Origin of the sequence: Pantoea sp. CTOTU49201, assembly GCF_032054795.1 — a bacterium.
GTDB lineage: Bacteria > Pseudomonadota > Gammaproteobacteria > Enterobacterales > Enterobacteriaceae > Pantoea > Pantoea symbiotica.
On record NZ_DAMBSA010000600.1, the window covers coordinates 1 to 1,947 of the forward strand.

Consider the following 1,947-nt stretch of genomic DNA (forward strand, 5'->3'; position numbering starts at 1 on the left):
GAACAATGCGTACCACCGACGCCACGCTGCTGGCGGAAAACGGCCTCGAAACCGATACCATCACACATTATCGTCAGGTACTGCGCCAGCGACTGTTGTTAATTGGCGTGCTGGTGCTGGCGATACTGGCCTCAGTCATTCTGGATTTCACGCTCGGCCCGGCTGGGCTCTCCCTCGATACCTTATGGCAAACGCTGACGCATCCCGATGCGGTCGATGCCGGTACGCGCGTGATTGTCTGGGATATCCGTTTACCTTACGCCTTGATGGCGGTGGTGGTGGGCTTCTCGCTTGGCCTCGCCGGCGCAGAGATGCAAACCATTCTGAATAACCCGCTCGCCAGCCCGTTTACGCTCGGCGTCTCGTCGGCGGCGGCCTTTGGTGCGGCGCTGGCGATCATCCTCGGCATCGGCATTCCGGGTGTACCGGACCAGTGGTTTATCTCCGCCAACGCCTTTGTGTTTGCGCTGTTTGCCGCCTTGATGCTGGATGGCGTGACGCGCTGGACCAAAGTTTCAACCTCTGGCGTGGTGCTGTTTGGTATCGCGCTGGTGTTCACCTTCAACGCATTAGTCTCGATGATGCAGTTCATCGCCAGCGAAGATACCTTGCAGGGCTTGGTGTTCTGGACCATGGGCAGCCTCGCGCGCGCGTCATGGGAAAAGCTCGGCGTGTTAACCGCCGCCTTTGCCATCCTGATTCCGTTCTCAATGCTCAGCAGTTGGAAGCTGACCGCGCTGCGCCTCGGCGAAGATCGTGCGGTGAGCTTTGGTATCGACGTGCGCCGTCTGCGCCTGGCAACGCTGCTGCGCATCAGTATTCTCTCCGCGCTGGCGGTGGCCTTTGTCGGTCCGATTGGCTTTATCGGTCTGGTCGCGCCGCATATTGCACGCATGATGTTTGGTGAAGATCACCGCTATTACCTGCCAGCCAGCGCGCTGGTCGGTGCGCTGGTGCTGTCGCTGGCCTCGGTGGCGTCGAAAAACCTGATTCCCGGCGTGATCATTCCAGTGGGGATCGTCACTTCGCTGGTCGGCGTGCCGTTCTTCCTCAGCATTATTCTGCGTCATCGGGGGACGGTGTAATGGAACAGGGATTACGTCTGAGTCATTTCTCCGCCGGTTATCCGAAGCGCAAGGTGATTGAAGATCTCAACGTGCCGGAACTGCCGCAGGGCAAAATCACTGTGTTGCTCGGCCCTAACGGCTGCGGCAAGTCAACGCTGCTGCGCGCGCTGGCCGGTCTCGGCAAAGGGCAGGGCGAGCTGTGGCTGAACGGTGAAGAGCTGATGAGCCAGCCGTTTGCCCGCCGGGCGCAGCGCGTGGTTTATCTGCCGCAAAGTCTGCCAGCGGGCGTGCATCTGCACGTGCTGGAGTCGATTATCGTGGCGCAGCGCGCGTCGGGTGGCTTGCACAGCGCCTCGAGCGAAGCCGAGATCATGCATCTGCTTGAGCAACTCGGCATCGCGCATTTAGCCATGCGCTATCTCGATCAGCTGTCGGGCGGACAGAAGCAGTTGGTTGGCCTGGCCCAATCGCTGATTCGTCGCCCGGAACTGCTGCTGCTGGATGAACCGCTCAGCGCGCTAGACCTTAACTACCAATTCCACGTAATGGATCTGGTACGTCGCGAAACCCGACTGCGCAATATTGTGACGGTGGTGGTAGTGCACGATATCAACATCGCGCTGCGTCATGCGGATCACGCGCTGATGCTGAAGGATGGCAATCTGCTGGCGGACGGCGAGCCGTCGCGGGTGATTACGCCAGAGACGCTAGCGCAGGTGTATGGCGTGCGCGGCCGTATCGAGCACTGCTCACGCGGCATGCCGCAGGTGATGATCGACGGGCTGGCGGAGACGTTGGTGTAATTCAGGTGCGCATGAATGCGCACCCTACGTAGGGTCGCCATTTATGGCGACCTCGTTACACCAACAAATGCTTCGCG

At 60.0% G+C, this 1,947-nt stretch carries 2 protein-coding genes; both read left to right on the forward strand.

Going from position 1 to position 1,947, the window contains the following annotated elements; translation table 11 throughout:
* The first annotated feature begins 5 nt into the window (after window positions 1-5).
* On the forward strand, window positions 6-1,085 hold the full coding sequence (locus tag RTY00_RS24270) for a FecCD family ABC transporter permease (RefSeq protein WP_154181553.1): 1,080 nt from the start codon (window positions 6-8) through the stop codon (window positions 1,083-1,085).
* Window positions 1,085-1,870: an ABC transporter ATP-binding protein gene (locus RTY00_RS24275; RefSeq protein ID WP_312666673.1), complete on the forward strand. Its 786-nt coding sequence runs from the start codon at window positions 1,085-1,087 to the stop codon at window positions 1,868-1,870. Before RTY00_RS24270 ends, RTY00_RS24275 begins: the two co-directional genes overlap by 1 nt.
* Window positions 1,871-1,947: the final 77 nt, after the last annotated feature.

Coding starts and splice junctions, on each gene's coding strand:
- RTY00_RS24270 (WP_154181553.1), top strand. CDS start 6: ATGCGTACCACCGACGCCACGCTGCTGGCGGAAAACGGCCTCGAAACC.
- RTY00_RS24275 (WP_312666673.1), top strand. CDS start 1,085: ATGGAACAGGGATTACGTCTGAGTCATTTCTCCGCCGGTTATCCGAAG.